Genomic DNA, 20,510 nt, shown 5'->3' with positions numbered 1-20,510 from the left:
GAAGAGGATGATTGGAAGAACGAGGAGGAGATGCGGGAATGAAGTCGGGTGTAAGCACTTATAGTTTGGTAGATAAAATTGCATCCAGGCAGATGAGCGTGCTGGACGTCATCCAATGGATAGCCGATCAAGGCGGCGAGCATGTCGAGATTGTTCCTGCGGGGTACGACTTGGAAAACAACATAGAGCTTATCGATGCCATTCGCGGCAAGGCGGAGGAATTGATGCTGGACATCTCCAACTATGCGATCACAGCCAACTTCGTCGCGGGGGATGAACGGGCTTGCGAGACTGAAATCGCGCGCGTCTTGAAGCATGTCGATATCGCCGAACGGCTCGGCGCGAAGCTGATGCGTCACGATGTGGCGTTCCGCCCTGCTGGGGAAATGACGGAGTCTTATTTCGCTGCCGATCTGGATCGAATGGCGGATGCGTGTCGCCGGATTGCCGATTATGCCTTGCAATACGGCATAACAACAAGCGTAGAAAATCACGGCCACTATGTTCAGGCAAGCGAACGGGTGGAACGACTGCTTCGCCATGTCGATCGGTCTAATTTCAGAACGACGTTGGATATCGCCAATTTTATGTGCGTGGACGAAGATCCGGTCGAAGCTTGCAAGCGAAACGCGCCGTACGCATCGATGGTTCATGTCAAAGATTTCTACGTGCGTCCGTCAGGCTTCGATTATGGAGAAGGGTGGGGCCAATCCGTGGGAGGCAACGCTCTTCGGGGCGCTATTTTGGGCAATGGAGACGTCAACGTAAGGGAAATCTTGCGCATAATCAAGTCTTCCGGTTATGACGGCTACTTGTCATTGGAATTCGAAGGCATGGAGGATAGCCTGACTGGCACTAGAGTGGGGCTGGACAATCTGAAGCGGATTTGGGCGGAAGTATAAACTTAGTGGATTAAGAGAGGGATGGAGCTAGAGATGAGGATCAGAATCGGATTTATCGGCGTGGGCGGCATTGCCCAAGACCATATTCGCGTGCTTAAGAAAATGGAAGATACAGAGATTGTGAGCCTGTTCGATCCGAATGCGGACAACGCTAGGCGGGCAGCCGAAGCGACCGGGGCCCAGATCATGGACAGTGCGGATCACGTGCTGGATAAACAGCGAATCGATCTTGTCTTCATTTGTACGCCGCAGTTTGCCAGGGGAGACTTGGAGATCGTTGCGGCCCGCCGGGGAATTCCGTTCTTCGTCGAGAAGCCGCTTGGAGTTGACGCGGAGGTGGTTCGGCAGAAAGAGAAGATCATCCGCGAGACGGGAATTATCCATGCGGTTGGTTATGTGCTGCGCTATTACGATACGGTTCAGCAAGCGAAGCGCTATTTGCAGGGAAGACGCCCTCATCTCATTCAAGGCGTCCGGATAGGCGGATCACATCCAGCCAAGTGGTGGAAGCAGCTCGATAGGTCAGGCGGACATTTGGTAGATACCGCCACCCATCAGGTCGATATGATTCGTTATGTCGGCGGCGGAATTCGCGAGGTGCAAGCGTCATTCGGTCGCGTGTCCTTCGATCGGATCGAGCCGGATAGTACGATTCCCGATGCCGGAGCGATGAACTTCGTGATGGACAGCGGGGCCGTAGGTTCGCTCACGGAATCCTGTTTGTCGCCGTTCCATGCCGCGTCGGACATTAAGTTTTTCGGACCCGATTTCTTCGTCCATTTGAGTCAGAACGGCAGCCAGTTAACGCTGATCGACAATGAGCAGAACTTGACGGTAACGGCTGCGCGAGACCCCGGCTATGAGCAGTGCAGAACGTTGGTCGACGCCGTGAAGTCAGGCAATCCGAGCTTGATCTTATGCGACTATGCCGATGCGCTTCGGACGTTGGAGGTTACCTTGGCCGCAATCAAATCCGAACAAAATCGGATTAACCCTTAACGAGGAGGAGTTACGATGTCTATTTTGCGATTTGCGGTAGTGGGAACCGGTTGGGTGGCGGGCGAATATTTGAAAGCGATACATGCCCGCCAAGATGCGGAGGTTTATGCCGTCGTCAGCGCCCATCACGCGTATGCTCAGCAACGGCTTGCCGAGCTAGGCCTAAATGCGCGAATCTTCGAACGTTACGAGGATGCGGTAGCGGATCCGCAGGTGGATGCCGTCGTTCTTTGTTCTACGCCCGGCATCCGTCCGGAGCAAGCGGTGCTGGCCGCGCGTCAAGGTAAGCACATCGTCTTCGAAAAGCCGCTGGCCATGAATCGGGAAGGCTTATGGGCAATAGCGGAGGCGCTTGAAGCAAATCCGGTGCATACGGTCGCCGGCTTTGTCTTGAGGTGGAACCCCTCCTTCAACAACACGAAAGCACTGATCCAAGACGATGCGATCGGCCGGGTATTCATGGCGCAGATCGATTACTGGCACAACATCGGCCCGCATTATCCGCAGTATCGATGGAGCAGGACGAAGGAACTCGGTGGCAGCAGCATGCTGTCGGCCGGCTGTCATGCGGTCGATGCCGTCCGCTACTTCGCAGGAGAAATCGAAGAAGTGACCGCGTACGGCTGCCGGACCTGGGCGGATTCGGAATACGAATTCGATTCGAACGCGATTGCCATATTCAAGCTGCGAAATGGCGGGATCGGCAAAGTGTCGTCATCGCTGGAATGCAAGACGACGTACAAGTTCAACATTCACCTGCTCGGCGAGAAAGGCGCCATTATGAACAACCAACTGTTTAGCCACAAGCTGCCGGGGCAGACGGAATACGCGACAATCCCGACGATTCTGCCGGACAGCGGGGACGTTTCGCATCACCCTTTCGCTGAAGAAATCGACGATTTCATGCAATCGCTTCGAGGGAAAACCCGGTCGCGCTGCGATTTTTTCGATGCGATGCAAACGATGGAGGCGTGTTTCGCCATTGACGAATCCCTAGCGAGCGGACGGAAAGTTTCCTTGCCGCTGGTTAGATCGTAGAAGGAGCTGCATAAAGAAATGATAGAATCCCGTCAAACCGAACCCAATTGGAACCGCATTTCAGGCTTGTTTCCGCGAACTCGATCCAAACGCATCTATATTCATCCTCCCCTGTCGGACACTTTGGTTGAAGTTCGGCCGGATTTCACTTTGTTGATCAAGGATGCACTTGGCCGCAGAGGAGATTTACGACGAGGGCATGGTTTCTTTATCGGCGAGGAGCAGGGAACAAAGCCGCGGTTTTTCGATTATCGGAACGTCGAACAAGCGCTATTGTCGCCCCAGGAGCCAATTCTGCATGCATCGATCAAGCAAGCGGATTTTGACCACAACCTGACCAGCTTAACGTTAAAAGCTTCGGATGGAGGCCTGCGCATCTATCAATTTTTGACGGTAACGAACCTACACCCGACACAAGCGAGAACAGGCGAGTGGTACTTCCTGAACGTCGAGGCTAGCCATCGCGATTTCTATCGCCATGTGAACGAGGACTACGTGCCCTACGAAAGTCGGACTGAGGCTTGGTTTAGCGGAATGCCTTTAGCGCAGCGTGCGATCAACGAAACGTCCGGTTGCTTGATCGGTGGGGAGGGTGAAACGATCCTTCGTTACAAAGCAGATCCGACCTCCTACGTGGAGTATGCAGCGGAAGCCGGCGATTACCGGAACGTCCTCCAATTCCAAATGCATCTCGCTCCAGGCGAGACCAAGCAAATCCAGATCGAGATTTTCGACACGTTTGTTCACAAGAGGGGCAATCCGGAAGCAAGCGGGAATGACCGCTTCCTCGATGAGCCATCCGCGATTCGGCAAAGCCAGGAAATCTGGAGAAATGCCTTATCGGGATTGGCAGGCATTCAAGTTCCTGAACAGGTGATTCAGTCGATATTCGATACGGCCAAGACGAATACTCTGCAGCTGATCGCCCAGCAGAACGACGGATCGGCTCTTCCGGGGCAAGGGGGCTTTAATGACTATACGGTCGTGTACACGTGGGAAGTGTCCAACTATTTACGGATACTTAGCCGGTTAGGCGCTACGGATACCGTCAAGAATACGATGCAATACTTCTTAAGCACGCAAGCCGGCAGTATCGGCCCGGAGGGGGAAATCCTGTCGCCAGAAGGTTCGTTCCGCGCGCATATTTTCTGGATGTGCGAGACGGGCTCGGTGCTAGGCTTGCTGGCGGATTATTATTCGATGACCAAAGATCGGGAGTGGTTGGAAGCCAATCTGTCCATCATTCTTAAAGCCTGCGACTGGGTCAGTAAAGAGCGCAATGCCACAAAAACGTACGAAGCAGACGGCACGAAAGTGGCCCACTACGGTTTGCTGCCCAAGGGTCGCGTGCATGATTGGCCGGATAGAGGCTATTTCTTCTTATCAAATGCGGCGACGTGGCAGGGCTTGGACCTTATGGCTGCGGCTTTGGCCGACATCGACCATCCGGCTGCCGCCCAGTATATAGCCGAGGCTAACGATTACAAGCAATGCATCCTAGCTTCTGTGCAGCAAGCGACCTACGAATTGCCCGAGGAGGGGCACGTTAGGTGGATATCCAACGAAGCGTACACGAGACCCGATGTCAGGGCAGCCGTATATGCGATTGACGGCCCGACTTATTTAATGGACACGGGACTTATCGATGCTTCTGACGAGATCGTCCCGGAGATCGAATACGTGATGCGTAAGCGCTATGCCATGAGCGATTTGTTTGCCGTTAAGCTGCCGGAGATGGAGGATGCGGAGCTGGGTGAGCTGCAGCAGGCTTGGGCCGGGGCGCCAATTGATCTGTATTACGTGAACAATACGGAAAAGATATGGCACCGTGTCTGGAGCTTACGGGGCGAGCGGGAAAAAGCACTGCGCTATTTCTATGCGTCGATGGCTTTTTCCACGACGCTGGATACGATGCACGTGCATGAACGATTTAGCCCGCAATTACAATGGCTGTCTCCGTGGCAGCCGAACGGCAGCGGGAATGGCCGGATCATGGAGATGATATTGAACTCCCTCTATGTATTGGAGGGGAACAAGCTTCATCTTCTGCCCTGTATTCCTGCGGATTGGTTGGATGTGGGCAAAGCCGTGCAAGTCAGAGGAATGGCTACATTTTACGGAGAACTTTCGTTTCGCGTGGAAAGAAGTTCGCAGCTTTCGATTGACGTGGAGCTTCACCTGCCTGCCGGAATCAAGGAAATGATCATAAATCTATTTACGAAAGACGAGTACGTCATACAAGCGGTAGAAGCGTTAAGCATGGATGGTCAGGCAGCGGAGTGGAGCGGAAGCCTGAGCGCGAATGCGCTGGGTTTGACCGCTCCCTGTCGAGAACTGAATTTTAAGGTGGCGCTGTCGGGAAAGGCGGTGATGCCCCAATGATCGCGTTTGATCGCTGAAAACCGGATATTCAATGGGAAAGGAGGAAGCTTCATGGCGGGAATTGGGACGACAGGTTTGATCATCATCATCTTCGTGGCCTTGCTTTTGTTCGGTCCAAGTAAATTGCCCGAATTGGGAAAGGCATTCGGCCGAACGCTGAAGGAGTTTAAGAACGGTGCCAAGGATCTTGCATCGGACAATGAACTTAAGTCTGAGAGCAAAGAAATACCGCAAATTGAGAAATAGCAGGGTTCCTTTTCGTACGATGGAGAGGGGAGCGAGTTCATCAAGATGCCGGGTATTGAGAAAAAAACCTTAACTTTGTTGGCGCATATGAATGAATTGCGCAGGCGTCTGATCTGGATATGCGCTTGCTTTACCCTAACTGTGATCGGGGGAATGTTTTTAGCCAAACCTATGCTTCAATTTCTGCTGGCTAAACCCCCGGCCAACGGGATGAAGATGAACGCATTTTCACCTTGGGACGCGATCGGGATATGGATGAAATTCGCCCTGCTCATTGGGCTGATCGTATCCTTGCCAATCATTATGTATCACGTATGGGCATTCGTGAAGCCCGGCCTGCACCGTTCGGAGCAGAAAGCAACCATGAAATACATTCCCTTCGGAGTGATTTTCTTTGTGCTGGGATTGGCTTTTGCCTATTATATCGTGTTTCCGATGGCGTTTTACTTCGCATCCCGTTTATCAAAAGAGATGGGGCTGCAAGAAACCTACGGGATAGGCCAATATTTGAGCTTCATGTTTAATCTTTTGCTGCCTATCTCCCTGTTGTTTGAATTGCCGATTATGGTTATGTTCTTGACGCGAATAAAGTTGTTGAACCCCAAGACGCTAAAGAAATTCAGGCGAATCGCCTATTTGGTCTTGGTCGTGATTGCAACGATTATTACGCCTCCGGATATCGTTTCGGATTTTCTCGTTATTATTCCGTTAATCGTTTTGTTCGAATTCAGCGTGCTGCTCTCCATTATGGTGCATCGTAAGCAGCACTCGGTTATTGGAGAGATTAATGCAGCGCCAATGAATGCAAATTGAAATATGAACAATAAGGAGGATGTTAGATGAGAGAAGACAATCAGGATCAACGGTTATTCGAACAAGAGGGGAGTCAGGGTACAGGAGGGGAATTAATTAGCAGAAGGAAATTGCTAGGCGGGATTGGAGCGGTAGGCGCGGTCACGGCAGGCGCATGGCTCTTGGGATCGTTAGGGGGAAATCTGCCGACCGTACGTGCAATGGAGGACAGGAGCAGCGAGGAATTAGCAGATTGCTGCAAGATGGTTACGATCGCGCAGTTGAGAGCGCTAACATCACCGGAAATCGATCATGTCTATTATGTGAAAGATCGCGAACAGGAAGGTCCTTTTTATTACGATAATACCGATACGACTTCTGCAGACAATACAGGGATCATCCTCGTATCGACTTCGGGCGCCAGATTCAGGCGGATTTTTGACGGACCTGCCCATGTCAAATGGTTCGGGGCGAAAGGCGACGGTACGACGGACGACACGGCGGCCATTCAATTGGCGATTGATTCGTATTCTCACCTTTATTTCTCCCCTTCCTCCTACAGAATAACGGATTATGTGTTTTTGCAGGATAATTCCCGCATCGAAGGCACCCGGGCCTCCAAAATATTTATGTCGACGAATCCGGACGGCGTAAACCTAATATCCGCGAAGGACAAAGTGAATGTTACAATCGATAACCTCTGGATTGAGGGAGTATACGGCGTTGGCAATCCTTTTCCGGTTCGCGGGGTCATGGAAGGTCAGGGCGTTACGCTCGCAGTCTACGGATGCAGGAACGTGGTCATAACCAATTGCTATTTTACTTATAACGGATTAGGTTCAGGCAATGTTTACGTATCCAAATGCAAAGATGTCGTGGTTACGAATAACTATTTAGAGAAGTCGATGAATGGGATTTGTTTCGATAATTGGTACGGTGAGGATGATACGCCAGGCGGAACGCATGTGGAAAATGTGACTGTCGCGAACAACGTATTAAGCGATATGGGCGGCAGAGCTATCGCATGCGATTTGGATGAGGCGCCGGCCAGAAATTCTAACATCGCGATCGTTGGCAATACGATCCGGGGCGCTGCGTATGCGGCAATTGCCGTTAATGCCAGGGGCGTTTCGGTCGTAGGCAATATTGTCGATGGCAAGCGAGATGGCGGAATCACTACCGTGGGCGGTCAGCAGTCTTTGCCAACCTATTACGGATTTTTATCGAATTTCGATTGCGAGTATATTCATATAGCGGATAACGTATTTAAGGAAATGTTTATGAACGGCGTTAAAATTCTAAACGGATCCAATGTATCGATTGTGAACAACACCTTTGATTTTGCGGTGAACTATTTGAATCAGAATAATAACCAGGTACTAGACTTAAATGAGCCTAATAATCAAATGATTTGCTTGGAATGGGATACGAATGCGTACATTGCGCCTTATACGATTCGAATCGAGGGCAATACGATCGTTAATGACAGAAATCCGACGGGCGTAGAGCCAATCGCTGAACTGATCTACTTAAAGGATACGACCAACAGCGAGGAAAAGGCATCCGCTTCATTTATCCATGTGACCAATAATCAAATTCGGTCGAAGAAAATTTCTACCGCCATACAATATACCAAATCGTTGGCTCAAGACTGGGGAACAGGGAAGTTGTATATTACCGGCAATACCATCTATTCTCCCGTCAAGTCGGGAACCGCCATCACGGCTATGAGATTGGACGAGCTTCACATCGAAGGAAACAAAATTAACGGTATCGCCATCGCGATCGAGACGGGAATGGGGGGCCTTACGAACTTTAACGGCAACGTGATTCGTAATTACAACACGGCTTATTTCTTCTACGTTGCAAATCTATTAAACGAGATCGACCAACTCATCGTTCAAGATACGATAATAGGCAATCCGGGGGAAGGATCGTACGTCTTTACCGGAACGGTAAATAATCCTTACATCGTAGCTTCATCGAATGGCGTCGGTATGAAATTTATCGATGTAAACGTGGATCAAATCAAGGGAACTTATTATCCGGCCAACCTTGTCGTCGAAGGCTCCGATTCGCCTCCTACGGCGGGGAAATGGGCCGTCGGCGATCGCATAACGATCCAAAACGTCACCGCAGGCGGCTATTCGGGATATATCTGTACGACATTAGGTACACCAGGTACATGGAAACAGTACGGCGCGATACTAGCTTGAAAGAATGAGTGTAGATAAAGGGATGGGAAAACATCTTTGGATAGAAAAAAGATGTTTTCCCATCCTCTAAATGAACGGTTCGAATTCGGATACCTCCTCCAAATCCCATTTGTTTATCGATCCTCTCAAGCAACTCTGTTTACGGTGCGCCCCTTTCTTGCCGGGTACATTCCATATCCGCGCCCGATCGCTCCCTTTCCATCCACTGACGATTATGGTAGTATGGGCTCTGTTATATTGCGCAATTTTGTGTAGAAAGGAGGAACCTGCGATTGCCGGCGACAATTAAGGATATTGCCAAAAAGGTAGGCGTCAATGTTTCCACCGTATCGAGAGTTCTGAACAATAGAGGATACATTAGCGATAGCTTGCGCGAGAAGATCGAGCAGGCGATGGTTGAGCTGAATTATCAGCCGAATGAAGTCGCCAGAACGTTGTTTCGCAAAAAAAGCAACATGATCGGCATCATTATTCCGACCGTTGCTCATCCGTTTTTCGCCGAACTGTGCAGTCATCTGGAGGATTATGCCTACCGGCACCAATACAAGGTCGTGCTGTGCAATTCCCAGCATAATAGAGATAAGGAATTAATGTATTTAAATTATTTGAAGGCAAATCAGGTCGAAGGGATACTGATGGGCAGCCAGACGATCAATGTCGCGGAGTTTTCCAAAATCGCGCTGCCGCTCGTAACGTTCGACCGGGCGATCAGCGACCAAATTCCTTATGTCAGCTCGGACAACTATGAGGGCGGACGTATAGCTACCGAGCTGCTTATCGGGAAGGGCTGCCGAAAAATTGCGATGATTACGGGCAGTCTCAAGCTGCCTATGCTCTCCAATAGACGGCACGATGCCTTTGTGGACGCGGCGAAGAAGCATGGGGTTTGGTATACGGTCCTGGAAACGGACGATTACGGCTTTAATCCCGACAATTACGAAGGGATTATTATGGAGTTGTTCTCCAAATATCCGGATATCGACGGCATCTTTGCCAGCAGCGACGTGATTGCGGCGCATATTCTGAAGATCTGTCATCAGCTTGACAAAAAGGTGCCCTCGCAAATCAAAGTCGTCGGCTACGACGGCATTGCTTTTTCGGCAGTGACCGCTCCGCCGTTGTCGACGGTACGGCAGCCCATCCGCGAAATCGCCGAGCTGGCCTTTGATCTGTTGATGAAGCAGATCAATCATGAACCGGTGGACTGTGTCAATATATTGCCGAATGAACTGAAGGTTAGACAAACAACCTAGATAAAATACAGAATGGGGTAATGACAATTGAATAGCAAACCTGTTAGGCGCATTGCTTTTCACAATATCGCGAATTTTAGGGATTTGGGCGGCTATCCGACAGAAGACGGAGGAATGACCCGGTACGGCGTATTTTATCGCTCGGGCAATTTGCATCGGGCGACGTCGGAAGAAGTGGAGCGGTTGAAGGCGCTCGGCATTCGCACGGTTATTGATTTAAGATATGAGAACGAGTACATGCAAATGCCGGACGCCGATCTCGGCGACGACGCCGTAAGCCGTTCGATATCGCTTTTCAGCAAGCTGGCGCCGGAGCAGCTGGCCGTCAATCACGGGGAGAAGGATACGCAATCCCTTGTCAATATGTACATCCAGGTGCTGAGCGAATGCTCGGATAAGCTGCGCGATCTGTTCGAGGCAATTGCCGAGGTAAAAGAAGGGGCAGGGCTAATCCATTGTGCTGTCGGCAAAGATCGCACGGGGATCGCCGTTATGTTCCTGCTCTCGCTTGCCGGTGTTGACGACGCGGACATTGTCGCCGATTATGAGGTGAGCCGTACCTATATTGCCGCATTCTCCGATGATTTGACCGGATCGCATTATAGCAATATGCACCAGTTCCTCGCGTACATCCGGGAAACTTACGGTTCTCCGACGACATATTTGGAATCTATTGGAATTGAAAAGAAGAAGCTGGATTTCATCCGGAATAGATTCGTAGAAAACGCTTAATTTTAATATGTCAACCGATTGACATATCGAAATAATTGCATTATAACTATTTTGTGAGTGTAAAGCCGGTTTACTCATACCCGATATGCAAACCGGTTTGCATATCGATCGGATGCACTCTAAAGCGAATTGAATTTCATCATGGTGAAGTCGAGAGAGGGGTATTCAAGAGATGAAGAAGGGCAGCTTTAAAATTACGGCACTAACTTTGTTAAGCTTATCGTTGTTCACGGCCGGTTGCGGATCGTCCTCCAATTCGGAAGGCGCAACGCCGAGCGGCAGCGCAACGCCAAGCGGTTCGGCATCGCAGAAACCGAGCGACGGCAAGAAGCCGGTCACGATCAAGATCTGGGGTCTCGACGGCGCGGAAACGGCAGTATACAACGAGATTCTTCCTGAAATCGATGCGAAGTACGACGAATTCAACCTGGAATTTGCATTTTTCCCGAACGAAGAGTTTTATAACAAATTGAAAATGTCTCCGGTCGTCGGCGATACGCCGGACATCGTAATCATGGATGCGACTGAATTGTCTTATTATATCGAAGCCGGCGTCATGGCGCCGCTGGACGATTACATGACGGATGAAGTCAAGTCGGACATGCTGCCGTCGGTCATCAACGAAGGTACTTACAAAGGCAAGCTGTACGCAACGGCGCAATTCGATTCCGGCATGAGTCTGTGGGGTAACAAATCAATGCTTGAAGCCGCGGGCATCCGCATTCCGACAAGCTACAAGGATGCATGGGATCGTGCGGAATTCGAGGATGCGTTGGCCAAGCTGAAGCAAAACGGCGTGAAATATCCGATCTACATCAGACAGAATTCTCCTAAAACGCTCTACTATACATACACGCCAATCGTAAAAAGCTTCGGCGGCGATATGCTGGACCGCGAGACTAGACTGACGAACGGCAAGCTGAACAGCAAGGAAACGATCGCGGCATTCGATTACATCAGCTGGATGATCGATAACGAGTACTTAAACCCGGTTGCGGACTACGAAGACGGCTTCTACGGCCGCAAGGAAAACGCGCTGGCCTTGATCGGTCACTGGAAGGCCAAGGAGCACTTCGAAACGTTAGGCGACGACGCGATTCTGATCCCGATTCCCGACTTCGGCAATGGCGTATACACGGGAAGCGGCTCGGTGATCTGGGGCATTACGACAGCAGCGCAAAAAAATAATGTATCCGACGACAGCTGGAAGGTATTGAACGAAGCGATCTCCAAAGAATACATCGCCAAGATGACGGATGTAAACGGCGGTATTCCGGCCAGAATTTCCGTGCTGAACGAGAATGAGAACTACAAAGAAGGCGGAAGATTGTACCTGTACCGCGAGCAATTGGAAGCTGGCATCGGCTATCTGCGTCCGCAAACGCCGGCGCACAACGAGATCTACAATGTGATGAAGGGCGTTGTCGCTAACCTGCTTCTCGGCAGCGATGCGGCAGAAGAGTTGACCAAAGCGTCCAAGGATCTGGACGAAGTCATTACCGAGAACGGCTGGAATAAGTAACAACCGCTAGGGCCGGGCCGATCGCCCGGCCCTTCTCAATGATACGCGAGGTGAGTTTCCTGCATGAAGAAAAATCCCAATCGCATAGCCGACGGCCAGACATCCGCGGCATGGCTGCTTAGCGCGCCATCGCTTCTGATCATTATCGTCTTTATGCTGATTCCGTTCGTGATGGCCATTGTATACTCCTTCACGAACAAGATGCTGGTCGCGAATCCCAACAATCCGTTGCGGTTCGTCGGATTCAATAACTATCTGAAAGTATTTACGAACGATACCTCGCTGCAGGCATTCGGCAACACGGCGTACTTCGCGCTTCTATTCGTACCGTTTACCGTTGCGCTTTCGCTGCTGCTGGCCGTATTCGTCAACAAAGCCATCAAGGGTATCGGGTTTATCCGACTGATCTACTTCAGTCCGCAAGTCGTATCGATGACGGTTGTGGCCGTCATTTGGGCGTTTATTTTCTCGCCTAGCGAAGACGGCCTGCTCAACTCTATCCTCGCGTCCTTCGGTATTGAAGGGAAGCTGTGGCTCAAGGATCCTGACATGGCGATGTACGGTATCGCGATTATGTCCATCTGGCAGGCGATCGGCATGCAGATGATCATCATCCTCGGGGGCCTGCAATATATTCCGGAAGAGATTTACGAGGCGGCCAAGGTTGACGGAGCGAAGAGATGGCAGGTTTTCATGAAAATTACCATTCCAATGCTCAAGAACACGCTTAATTTCGTCATCATTACAAATACGATAGCGGCGCTGAAGCTGTTTACACAGGTCTACATGCTGACCGACGGCGGTCCGCAGAACAGCACCAATACGGTTGTTCTGTTTATGTACAACATCGGCTTCTCAAGAAATCAAATCGGTTATTCGTCGGCAATGGCGGTTGTCTTCTTCGTCATCGTCCTGATTATTTCCTTAATTCAGAACAAAGTCATCACGAAAGGAGATAAATAGCATGATCTCTTCACCGTTATCCGCGCGCAAGCGCATCTCCTTGTCGCTGATGTATGTTCTCTACGCGCTAGTCGGCGTCGTGTTTGCCGGCCCGCTGCTGTATTTGTTCGTCGCTTCCTTTAAGCCGGACCTGCAGATCGTTGCGGACATGTCCTCGATTAAAGGCTTTATTCCGTACGGCGATCTCAGCTTTCAGAACTACAAAAATATTTTCGCCAAAATGGATTTCTTCAAGTATTTCATGAACTCGACAATTTCGACATTGCTGGTTGTGCTGTTCGGGACGATCATCAATGCGATGATCGGATATGCGCTCGGCCTGCTCGACTTCCGCGGCAAAAACCTGATCGTCGCCGCCATTATCGGGCTTATGATCATTCCGTCCGAGGCGGTCATCATCAACCGGATGCTCGTTGCCGCCGATCTGCACATGCTCAATACGATGTCGGTGCTCGTCATTCCGGCGCTCGCTTATCCGGCTTACGTCTTTCTATTCTATAACCATTTCAAGGGTATGCCGAAGGAATTGCTGCAAGCGGCGATTATCGACGGATCCGGTTATGTGCGCAGCTTCTGGAGCATAATGCTGCCGCTGTCCAAGCCGGTTATGGCGACGGTAGCGATCATGACATTTATTCGCAGATGGGGCGATCTGATCTGGCCAACGCTCGTTACTCGGGACGATACTTACCGTACGCTGCCTCAGGCGATGAAGTCTCTTTATTCGGACGCTTATGTGTATTGGGGAGAGATCTTTGCGTTCGGCTCGATGGTGACGATCCCGACGTTGATTATTTTCCTCATCTTTCAGAAGCAATTTATTCAATCTGTCGCTTCATCCGGCGTGAAGGGCTAAGCTATGACGGACCTTTAATGAGGGGTGGAGGTTAAATATGCGGTTTCAATATTTGGGCACAGGCGCCTCGGAGGGCTTCCCGGCGATGTTCTGCGAATGCGACGTATGCAGGCGGGCGCTTCGGGCGGGCGGCCGCAATCTGAAACGTCGCTCCAACGTTCTGATTAACGATACGGTATTGGTCGACGTGTCGCCCGATTTGTACGGACAGAAGCTGGCATACGGGCTGAACCTGGCGAAGGTAGAGAGTATCGTCGTTACGCATGCGGACGAGGATCACTTCGATATTTTCTCCTTAATGCTTCGCGGCAAGCCCAATTACTGCACAATCGATTATGCGCAGGGCGGCGTACAGCAAGTACAGGTATACGGATGCAAACCGGTCGAGACGCTGTTCTATCAAGGCGTGAACAAGAAGCTGAAAGGTTATCTGGAACAGCTGGCATTCCATTATGTCGAGCCGTTAGTGCCGTTCGCGACATCGGGGCTGGTCTTCACTCCTCTGATTGCCAATCATAGACGAGATGAAATGTGCTATATCTATATGATCGAAGGGGAGGGCAAGCGCATTCTGTATGCGAATGATACGGACGCGATCGGCGAACAAAACTACGAGCGGATTGCCGGCCTGCATTTTGATCTCGTCAGCATGGATTGCGCGCGCGGGATATTGCCAGGAGACGGTCATATGGGACTGGGCGAAAATCGGGAGATGCGCCGGAAGCTTGAACAATACGGCTGCGTGAACGATCGTACGCGGTATCTGCTCACGCATATTTCGCACATGTGCGGCATGACGCACGACGAGTTGGCTGTAGAGGCAAAGAAGTACGGATTTGAGATGGCCTATGACGGGCTTGTCATAGAACTCTAATCGGGAGCTGAACAAACGATGAAAGCTTTAATTATTTCGGACATTCATGCCAACGTCTACACGCTGGAGGCCATCCGCAAGGCGGAGCCCGACTGTGACGTGATTTATTGCGCGGGAGATCTCGTCGACTACGGACCGTTTCCGGGAGAGGTCATCGAATGGGTGCACAAGCATAGAGCGATCTGCGTTCGCGGCAATCATGACGATATTATTATCGACGTATATCGTAATGGAAACCGTGGACTGGACGTTGCGGAGGATCAGATCAAGTGGGCGCATCACAATGCCCGTCTGCTGGGCGAGGCGGAAATCTCCTTCCTCGAAAGCATTCCCGAGTACCGCACCTTCGAGATGGACGGTTACAGCTATACGATGCAGCATCTGTACGAAAACTATCTGACGATCGACAGCCTGCCCAAGTACGACGCCTTCTGGGCGGAACGCAACGGGGGAACGGTCGAGGCAGCGGGGGACCGTCGCATTATTTTCGGCCATACGCACCGCAGATGCGTGCATTATTTAAGCGATACGAGCCTGTGGCTGAATCCGGGAAGCGTATCTTACCGTCGACCGGACGATCCGTCGAAAGAAGCGCATTACTTCACGATTACCGACGGCCAAATCGCGATGAAGAGCCTTGTTTACGACCGTACGCCGCTGCTTGAGGCCACGCGGAAATTACAGCTGAGGGAAGATGAGATGAAGGTGGCGTACGTCTTTTTCGGATAAGCAAGTGGAATGGCCAGGAGATGGAGGAAACGAAATGTTTAACTATGAGGACCGCTTGTCTTTTCCAGATAGAGAGATCGATTTATTGACAATTGGCGATTTGCTGGTCGATATGATTTCAGCGGATTACGATGAAAATGTGGACTGCGATACGTATAACCGCTATTTCGGCGGCTCGCCTTCCAATATAGCGATGAATGTCAGCAAGCTCGGTATTCGCACGTTAGTCGCTTCAACGGTCGGCGACGACGGCTTTGGCAAATTTCTAATCAAGCATCTGCAGGAGCAGGGGATCGATACGCACTGCATTCAGCAAGCGAACCATGCAACCAGCATGGTGGTCGTAACCAAGAGCAAGAAGACGCCTGTTCCGATCTTCTACCGGGACGCGGATTACCGTCTGGCGTACACGCCGGAGCTGGATCAGGCGCTGGACCGGGCTAAAATCGTACATTTCTCCTGCTGGCCGATCTCGATGCAGCCTGCGCGCGGCACGATTGAGCGAGTTCTGGAGAAGGCCAGAAAACATGGCGCGCTGATCGGCTTCGATCCGAACTATCATCCGATGATTTGGGCGAAGGACGAAGATGGCGTCGAATATGTGAAGTCCATCATCAGTAAGGTGGATATCGTTAAACCTTCCGAAGTGGATGCGGAGAGGCTGTTTGGTGCGGACTCTTATGAAAATCAGCTTGAAAAATTTCTGAAACTGGGCGCTAAGCTCGTCGTAATGACGCTCGGAGCCGACGGTGCGCTCGTATCGAACGGCAAGGAGACGCTTAAATTCAAGACGATGGCGACCGAGGTAATCGATACGACCGGAGCGGGGGATGCGTTCTGGGCCGGCTTCTATTCCTCGCTCATTAAGGGCAGCACAATCCGGGAGGCGCTGCAGGCGGGGTTTGCGGTCAGCGCGTATAAGCTGAAATACACGGGGGCGGTTGCCAATCTGCCCAAGCTTGAACAGATCAAGGAAATGTACGAACTGGTGTAGGAGGCTTGAAAACAATGACGATCAAAAATCAGGTGCAGCTCATCACTTATCCGGATTCGCTGGGCGGAGATTTGAAGGAGTTAAGGAAGGTGCTTCATCGGCACTTCCTCGACGTGTTTAAAGGCGGCATTCATATTCTGCCTCCGTATCCTTCCTCGGGCGATAGGGGATTCGCACCGCTAACTTATTTGGAAATCGAGCCTCGGTTCGGAAATTGGGACGATGTAAATGAAATCGGGAAATCGTTCGATATACTCGTCGATTTGATGGTCAACCACATCTCCGCGCAGTCGGCATATTTCCACGATTTTCTGAAGCGTGGTCGCGAATCGGAATACGCGGATTATTTTATGACCCTCGACAAAATCTGGGAGGACGGGCAGCCGGTAGACGAGCATATCGCTCAGATGTTTTTGCGGCGGCCGCTGCCGTATTCGACGTTCAAGACGGAGGATGGCCGGGAAGAGCGGGTGTGGACGACGTTCGGCAAGTCCGATCCCTCCGAGCAGATCGATCTCGATATTTACTCACCGAAGGTCAGACAATTGTTTGAGCAATATTTCGCCAACTTTCAAAAGCACGGCGTTAAGATCGTCCGTCTGGATGCGGTTGGTTATGTCATTAAGAAGCCGGGGACAAGCAGCTTCTTCGTCGAGCCGGAAATCTGGGACTTTCTCGAATGGATCTCGGTTTTGGCGAACAGTATGGACATCGAGCTGCTGCCTGAGGTTCACGCACACTACGAAATCCAGTACAAGCTGGCGGAGCGAGGTTATTGGATTTACGACTTTATTTTGCCCTACCGCGTACTGGAGACGTTCGTCAATCGGTCGAGCGAAGCGCTGATGAGCTATCTGCAGGATCGCCCGGAGAAGCAGTTCACGATGCTGGATTGTCATGACGGAGTGCCGGTGAAGCCGGATCTGGACGATCTGATCGATACGAAGGGGGCGCGCGAATTGGTCGATGTGTGCCTGGCGCGCGGCTCGAATCTAAGTTTGATCTACTCGGATAAGCACAAGGCGGCGGATGGATTCGACGTTCATCAGATTCGCTGCTCCTACTACTCCGTGCTCGAGTGCAACGACGACGCATACCTGGCAGCCAGAGCGATCCAGTTTTTCGTGCCGGGCATTCCGCAAGTGTATTACGTCGGACTGCTTGCCGGCAAGAATGATATGGAGCGTGTCGCCGAAACCGGCGAAGGGCGGGAAATCAACCGGCACAATTATACGGCCGTGGAGATAGAAGAAGCCGTTCTCCAGCCGGTCGTTCAACGCTTGATCAAGCTGATCAAGTTCAGAAACGATTACGAGGCGTTTAACGGCGAGTTTGTCCTCCCGACGGATTGCGCTTCACACGAGGTTCGTCTGGCGTGGCGCAAGGATAGCAGCTTCTGCAGCCTTGCGATCGATCTGAGAACGAGCAAGGCGGTTATCGAATACGTCGACGACGGCGGCGCCGTTGTCCAGTACGAAGTGTAATTAAGAGACCGTCGGGAAGATTTCCTGACGGTTTTTCTCTGCTTCCAAATAAAGGCTTGACCCGAGTGAGGGAATCATGGTAAGATATTGAACGTTGACGCCAAACAACAATCAACACATGCGGTCGTGGCGGAATTGGCAGACGCGCACGGTTCAGGTCCGTGTGGGCTAATACCCCGTGGAGGTTCGAGTCCTCTCGACCGCACCATATTAACAAATTAACAAGCTCTTGAACTTGTCCAAGTGACGTTCAGGAGCTTTTTGCATAATTTAAGGGCGGGCTCCGTAATGGTACTTGTAATTTGGCTTGTTTGAACGATTAGGAAGCAGCAAGCGGAGATAGCCCAAATCCGTTTCCATATTAACTTTTTTATCTCCATGTGACGGAACAGGCCTTTCTTGACAAAATACAATGCCCAAAAGAAACATCATCACCATAGAAAGAATCGTTGTCGACGCGGTACGTGTTATGCCGATTTGCTTCTGAAAAGCGTTCGTCGATTGAAGAAAGGTAGGATGAATTCGCGCTTCTATTCGTAAAATCGCTTGCTTCAAACTGTGAGGGCTGAAGCATCCAGGCCAAGCGCCACGCTTTCAAACCACTCTTTTTACGTAATAATTGTCGTAATCAACATTCCTCCGCGACTGCAGTGTTCCTTTTCTTCAAGCTCGGAAAGGAAAGTCTGCTAATCATCAGTACTCCAATCAGAACAGCGCCTGATTCCACAACAGACGGATGCCACGATGACGCAGTCAACAGCATCATAATCACGGCTGCAAGCGGTGTCGGCATCCCGACAAATCCAGAAATATGGCTTTGTACGGCATTGAAACGCGCCAGCCTCAGTGCGCCACAGCAGACGTAAACCAGTATACTGGCAGTTCCAAACAAACGGATTTCATGAAGTGAAGCGACAAAAGCCATGATAGCCGGCGCAACGACGAACGTCACAAGATCTGCCAGTGAATCAAGCTCTTTACCCAGCAGCGAGACGGAATTCAACCTTCTTGCACAGTAGCCGTCCAAAAAATCGCACAATAAGCCCAACATCACTAGCCATATACCGACAAAGATTTCTCCTTTAATGGTATACAAAATTGCCATAAAGCCCAGAGTTAAATTACTCAGTGTCAATATTGACGGAATCCATTTCTTCATCCTATTCACTCCAAATCTTTTAACTTGCTGTCAGATTTAATTCTATTCGAGCTTGTAGCATTTCCGAGCCACTCTTTTTTTAACAATGCAAATTGGAAGGTGTTTTCATATTTTGGTGTACCATCCTCGTATTCGGTGAAAGAAATAAATTCTATAAAACAGCCTTCTTTGCGCATGCCTAATTTTTTACATAGTTTTTGTGATCTTACGTTATCATCCTCAACATAGGCATACAGCCTTCTGGCTTCTTTTTGCATAAACAGATACTGGAAGAAAGCTTCCGCGCTTTCTCGAGCATATCCCTTTCCTTCATATCTGGCATTGAAGTTCCATCCAACGCTAAACGTATCAGGCTCTTCTTTCAGATAAAATAGTTCTCCTATCAGCGCATTGCTCTCTTTCAAGCAGACTGCAAGATAGGAGTCTTCAGAGCTTCTTTTCTGAATCTCTAAGACGGCTTCTTCCAATGTCGAAATTTTATCGCTAAGGAAGCAATTGACTCTGGGATTAGCCGTATACTCCCAAAATCCTTGAGCATCTGTCACGGAAAAATTTCGTAAGCTCAATCGATTGGTTTCAATAATTTGCATGGGTAGTTCCTCTCTTTCGACTCAAAGTAATTTGACAGCAGTTTAAAAGGCGCACTACAATTTCCCTTCTTTTTTCTCCGAATTTGAGAATAGTTCAATCCATTTATTCTTGTAAAAGTACCCGATAATGAAAGCAAGAACAGAGATAATGGTTATCAGGATAGCGACTCCATATTGTTCTTGATGAATAGTGGTTCCAATAACAACGGAGGCGATTAACCATGGTAGACGACCAACAAGAAGCAAAGTGAAGAAACGTAAAGAGCTGATCGGTGTTAAGGCTGCAAGATATACCATTAGATCTTTAGGCAGGCCGGGAATAATGAAAAAGATAAATAAAAATACAGACAGCTTTTTTTCATTCTTCATAACAGATATCCACTTGTAATTCCTTTTTTCCAGTAAGCGTTCAATCCAGGAACGTCCGATATAACGAGTGAAGAAAAAAGCCAATGCTGCGCCTAACAACGTGCCAATTGTCGTATAAAGTGTTCCAAGACTTACACCATAAATGTATCCCCCTGCAATTTGCACAACTTCTCCAGGAATAGGAGCGACCACTATCTGTAGCATTTGGAAAAGAATAAACATGACAGGTCCCCAGTTTCCTGAAGACAGAATAAAATCTCTGAATTTATCCATGGATGATAATAGTTCTAAAATAGCAGGGGCATGCCGTATAAATAGAAAAATCGACAAAATGGCTAATAAGAGTAAAATTATTTTTAGCAGGCGGACTTTTCTTATTTGTGTCATGTGTAGCTGCTCCTTAGGCGAGA

General features: G+C 50.1%; 19 protein-coding genes and 1 tRNA gene. 17 read left to right on the top strand and 3 right to left on the bottom strand.

What is annotated here, in order from left to right; genetic code table 11:
• Nucleotides 1–38 precede the first annotated feature (38 nt).
• The 17 genes from J4772_RS05425 to J4772_RS05345 all read left to right on the top strand — a co-directional run bounded on the left by J4772_RS05425 (nucleotide 39) and on the right by J4772_RS05345 (nucleotide 18,190).
• Nucleotides 39–902, top strand: a complete 864-nt coding sequence (locus J4772_RS05425; protein WP_209074449.1) for a sugar phosphate isomerase/epimerase family protein — start codon at nucleotides 39–41, stop codon at nucleotides 900–902.
• A 33-nt stretch (nucleotides 903–935) separates the two neighbouring features.
• Complete coding sequence (locus J4772_RS05420; protein ID WP_209074448.1) at nucleotides 936–1,901, top strand: Gfo/Idh/MocA family protein; 966 nt, start codon at nucleotides 936–938, stop codon at nucleotides 1,899–1,901.
• A gap of 15 nt (nucleotides 1,902–1,916) precedes the next feature.
• On the top strand, nucleotides 1,917–2,939 hold the full coding sequence (locus tag J4772_RS05415) for a Gfo/Idh/MocA family protein (RefSeq protein ID WP_209074447.1): 1,023 nt from the start codon (nucleotides 1,917–1,919) through the stop codon (nucleotides 2,937–2,939).
• Nucleotides 2,940–2,957: 18 nt separating this feature from the next.
• A complete protein-coding gene (locus J4772_RS05410; RefSeq protein WP_209074446.1) occupies nucleotides 2,958–5,321 on the top strand; it encodes a hypothetical protein in 2,364 nt (787 codons plus the stop codon).
• Nucleotides 5,322–5,372: 51 nt separating this feature from the next.
• Nucleotides 5,373–5,567 (top strand): twin-arginine translocase TatA/TatE family subunit, encoded by a 195-nt coding sequence (gene tatA, locus J4772_RS05405; RefSeq protein ID WP_116058527.1) that lies wholly within the window; start codon nucleotides 5,373–5,375, stop codon nucleotides 5,565–5,567.
• A 45-nt stretch (nucleotides 5,568–5,612) separates the two neighbouring features.
• Nucleotides 5,613–6,380, top strand: a complete 768-nt coding sequence (gene tatC, locus J4772_RS05400; protein ID WP_209074445.1) for a twin-arginine translocase subunit TatC — start codon at nucleotides 5,613–5,615, stop codon at nucleotides 6,378–6,380.
• A gap of 26 nt (nucleotides 6,381–6,406) precedes the next feature.
• Nucleotides 6,407–8,575, top strand: coding sequence for a glycosyl hydrolase family 28-related protein (locus J4772_RS05395; protein ID WP_209074444.1), 2,169 nt, complete (start codon nucleotides 6,407–6,409; stop codon nucleotides 8,573–8,575).
• A gap of 272 nt (nucleotides 8,576–8,847) precedes the next feature.
• Nucleotides 8,848–9,828, top strand: coding sequence for a LacI family DNA-binding transcriptional regulator (locus tag J4772_RS05390; RefSeq protein WP_209074443.1), 981 nt, complete (start codon nucleotides 8,848–8,850; stop codon nucleotides 9,826–9,828).
• 27 nt (nucleotides 9,829–9,855) lie between these two features.
• On the top strand, nucleotides 9,856–10,560 hold the full coding sequence (locus tag J4772_RS05385) for a tyrosine-protein phosphatase (protein WP_209074442.1): 705 nt from the start codon (nucleotides 9,856–9,858) through the stop codon (nucleotides 10,558–10,560).
• Between the two features lie 172 nt (nucleotides 10,561–10,732).
• Nucleotides 10,733–12,082: a sugar ABC transporter substrate-binding protein gene (locus tag J4772_RS05380; protein WP_209074441.1), complete on the top strand. Its 1,350-nt coding sequence runs from the start codon at nucleotides 10,733–10,735 to the stop codon at nucleotides 12,080–12,082.
• 63 nt (nucleotides 12,083–12,145) lie between these two features.
• Nucleotides 12,146–13,045: a carbohydrate ABC transporter permease gene (locus J4772_RS05375; RefSeq protein ID WP_209074440.1), complete on the top strand. Its 900-nt coding sequence runs from the start codon at nucleotides 12,146–12,148 to the stop codon at nucleotides 13,043–13,045.
• A gap of 1 nt (nucleotide 13,046) precedes the next feature.
• Nucleotides 13,047–13,901, top strand: a complete 855-nt coding sequence (locus tag J4772_RS05370) for a carbohydrate ABC transporter permease (RefSeq protein ID WP_209074439.1) — start codon at nucleotides 13,047–13,049, stop codon at nucleotides 13,899–13,901.
• Between the two features lie 37 nt (nucleotides 13,902–13,938).
• Complete coding sequence (locus J4772_RS05365; RefSeq protein ID WP_209074438.1) at nucleotides 13,939–14,775, top strand: MBL fold metallo-hydrolase; 837 nt, start codon at nucleotides 13,939–13,941, stop codon at nucleotides 14,773–14,775.
• Between the two features lie 18 nt (nucleotides 14,776–14,793).
• Nucleotides 14,794–15,504, top strand: coding sequence for a metallophosphoesterase family protein (locus J4772_RS05360; protein ID WP_209074437.1), 711 nt, complete (start codon nucleotides 14,794–14,796; stop codon nucleotides 15,502–15,504).
• Nucleotides 15,505–15,538: 34 nt separating this feature from the next.
• Nucleotides 15,539–16,498: a carbohydrate kinase family protein gene (locus J4772_RS05355; protein ID WP_209074436.1), complete on the top strand. Its 960-nt coding sequence runs from the start codon at nucleotides 15,539–15,541 to the stop codon at nucleotides 16,496–16,498.
• Between the two features lie 14 nt (nucleotides 16,499–16,512).
• Entirely contained in the window at nucleotides 16,513–17,982 is a 1,470-nt protein-coding gene (gtfA, locus tag J4772_RS05350; RefSeq protein ID WP_209074435.1) for a sucrose phosphorylase, read from the top strand.
• Between the two features lie 120 nt (nucleotides 17,983–18,102).
• A tRNA-Leu gene (locus tag J4772_RS05345) sits at nucleotides 18,103–18,190 on the top strand.
• A 420-nt stretch (nucleotides 18,191–18,610) separates the two neighbouring features.
• Here J4772_RS05345 and pssA read toward each other — a convergent pair.
• Genes pssA through J4772_RS05330 form a run of 3 tightly spaced genes read right to left on the bottom strand, consistent with a single transcriptional unit; the run spans nucleotide 18,611 to nucleotide 20,487 of the window.
• Nucleotides 18,611–19,141, bottom strand: a complete 531-nt coding sequence (gene pssA, locus J4772_RS05340) for a CDP-diacylglycerol--serine O-phosphatidyltransferase (RefSeq protein WP_209074434.1) — start codon at nucleotides 19,139–19,141, stop codon at nucleotides 18,611–18,613.
• Nucleotides 19,142–19,146: 5 nt separating this feature from the next.
• Nucleotides 19,147–19,731: a GNAT family N-acetyltransferase gene (locus J4772_RS05335; protein WP_209074433.1), complete on the bottom strand. Its 585-nt coding sequence runs from the start codon at nucleotides 19,729–19,731 to the stop codon at nucleotides 19,147–19,149.
• A 54-nt stretch (nucleotides 19,732–19,785) separates the two neighbouring features.
• Nucleotides 19,786–20,487 carry a TVP38/TMEM64 family protein gene (locus J4772_RS05330; protein WP_209074432.1) on the bottom strand — a complete coding sequence of 234 codons (702 nt, stop codon included), beginning with the start codon at nucleotides 20,485–20,487 and terminating at the stop codon, nucleotides 19,786–19,788.
• Between the last annotated feature and the right edge of the window lie 23 nt (nucleotides 20,488–20,510).

Origin of the sequence: Cohnella sp. LGH (assembly GCF_017671885.1) — a bacterium.
GTDB lineage: Bacteria > Bacillota > Bacilli > Paenibacillales > Paenibacillaceae > Cohnella > Cohnella phaseoli.
This window is presented reverse-complemented; position numbering and strand designations above follow the sequence as displayed.